At 36.5% G+C, this 2501-nt stretch carries 1 protein-coding gene and 1 pseudogene; one reads left to right on the top strand and one right to left on the bottom strand.

The genetic code is table 11. The features are described from left to right. The first annotated feature begins 400 nt into the window (after window positions 1–400). Window positions 401–1116: pseudogene (locus tag K737_RS11825) on the top strand (transposase). Between the two features lie 207 nt (window positions 1117–1323). Here the strand turns inward: K737_RS11825 and K737_RS01760 are convergent. Continuing rightward, entirely contained in the window at window positions 1324–2085 is a 762-nt protein-coding gene (locus K737_RS01760) for an SDR family NAD(P)-dependent oxidoreductase (protein ID WP_006288326.1), read from the bottom strand. Window positions 2086–2501 lie beyond the last annotated feature (416 nt).

Raw genomic sequence — 2501 nt, 5'->3', positions numbered from 1 at the left:
TACTTCACAAGGGGACTCAGGTAGATCAAAGATAAACTCTTACTCTTTGATTTCAGCGATCTTTTAAACTACCTGAAAAAAAGTGTGGGGGAGTATGAACAAGCTCAATCCTTACAAACTCAAAATAAAAGTATATATTTTTTTATTTCTTGGAAATCAAAATTATAGAACAAATATAAAAAATTCCAATTTTTACTTTAATGACTACTTCATACTTAACGCAAAGGCAAACCTCTCAAAGAAATAACATCAAAAAAGACAAACAACATTAATTCCATTTGGTCTAAGAAAATTTTTTTATTTATTCTTCTAGGGCCCGTCCTAAATTGAGTTGATTTTTTTATTGTTTTTTGAGATTTTTTTTAGAATTTAATAAAAATTCAAAAGAAATTTGTATTCAATGAAACGCTATACGTTGATGGAAGACCAGTGGAATCGGATCAAAGATCTTTTACCTGGAAACCCAGGGGATGTGGGCGTTAAAGTAAAAGACAATCAGCCTGTTTGTGGAGGATGTTTTATACCATTAGCGCGCAAGAATTCCGTGGAAAGATCTTCAGAGAGGTTTGGCGATTTTTAAGCTAGCTATCCGTACCTGCTTTACGAGGTGGAACCAAAAAGGCATATGAAAAAGGGTCTTTGAGTCACTGGCAAAAGACGCCAAAACGAGTGCGCGATGATCGATTCCACGATTGTGCATGCACATCACCACAGCGCTGGCGCTAAAAAAAGATGTAAACCAAGCTGTTGGACGATCAGCCGCAGGTCTGAGCAGAAAGATTTACGGAATCTGTGATTCCTAAGGCAATCCCACCAGCAATCCCATCGCTTTTCACTTGATAAAAGATCAGGACCGTGATCTGGGGAGCGATGAATCACCTCGTGAAGGCTGATGGAGTAAAAACTTAAAGAAAAAGGGCGTGATCCTTCCGAAAAAGAATAGTTTGGAGGCTTCATATTATAAATTAAATAATCTCTTATTAATCCATCATTTGATCGAGAATTTCTTTTCTAAACTGAAAGCAATACAGAGCCATTGCCCCGCGCTATAATAAAACGTTCGTAAATTTTATGGGCGCTATTCACTTAGCTTCACTTGTGGTTTGGCTTAATTGAAGACGGGCCCTAAAAACTTTTCTTACTTTGCTCGACCTAAAAAAACTTATTTTTCATTACACTTTATCTTTCTGCGTAAAGAAGTCTTCAAAAAAACAGCCAGTTACCTCCCACAATTTTGTATATAACGCTGGAAGGCAAACACAACTAACTAGACCACCAGTCATTAAGAAAACTAAGCACCTTTAGATCAAACGTACCAAAGATCTAATTTCTTCCTGCCATCACTCCACCATCCACACTTAAAATTACTCCAGTAATCCAACTTGCCTGATTAGACAATAGAAATTCAATAGCACTTGCAACATCTTCTGGTGTTCCTGTACGTCCTAACGGATGAAACGAAGCGAACTGTTCTCTTACAATGTTTTCATCTGAAAAAGTGTTGTAAACCGGACTTGGAACTACAGCAGGTGCTACGGCGTTAACACGAATCTGATATTCTGCTAGCTCCATCGCTAAATTTTTTGTCATAGCATGTAAGGCTGCCTTTTGCATAGAATAAGCCAAAGAAGGAGTTGCCTTTATAGCTTGTAATGCCCACATAGACCCAATGTTTACAATACTTCCTTGGTGATGATGTTTCATGTTTTTTACTACTGCTTGCGTAATAAAAAAGAATCCTTTATTAAGATTGATCTGATCATCATAATCCTTTTCAGTGTGATCTAAAAAATTAATAGGATAAAAAAATCCAGCACTGTTCAATAAATAGCGAATATGCAAATTTTGAGATTCTACCTCTTCAATAAATTGCCTCACACTATACATATCTCTTAAGTCCAAAGTACTAGCACGCACAGAACAAAAAGGAGAATGAAGCATAATGGCTTGTTCTGCCTGAGAAATATGCGAACAATCCCGTCCAGTAATCCAGATGTGCTGTACATGATGAGACAACTTTTTAGCAGTTGCTAACCCCATACCGCAAGATCCTCCAACGATAAGTGCAACAGAATTCGGTACCATAAATACTCCTTCTCAAAAAACAAAAGTCGGAGAAATATACCAAAAATAATTTTCAACGTCAATGTAATTTTTTCTTATACCAATTTCCATTGATAAATAAGCATATAATGATTGCCTTTTAAGAAAAGGAGAATTATATACTAGGTGTATAACAAACAGCTTAAATAGAATGCATACTCCCCCTCACTTTTTTTCAGGTAGTTTAAAAGATCGCTGAAATCAAAGAATAAGAGTTTATCTTTGATCCACCTGAGCCCCCTTGTGAAGTATGAATACAAAGATGAATACAAGGGCGCTCTGACTGTTTTTTTGTAAGCAATTTCTTGTGTAAGGGCCGTTATAGAAGCGTAAAAATCGTCATAAGTTTGGAAAGTCTTCCCAAATCTTTCATAGGGGGATTTTCAAGGGTAACCCCT

The sequence above is a fragment of the Holospora undulata HU1 genome, assembly GCF_000388175.3.
GTDB classification, from domain to species: Bacteria; Pseudomonadota; Alphaproteobacteria; order Holosporales; family Holosporaceae; genus Holospora; species Holospora undulata_A.
The sequence above is the reverse complement of the archived record's forward strand: the minus strand, read 5'-3'. Positions and strand labels throughout refer to the sequence as shown.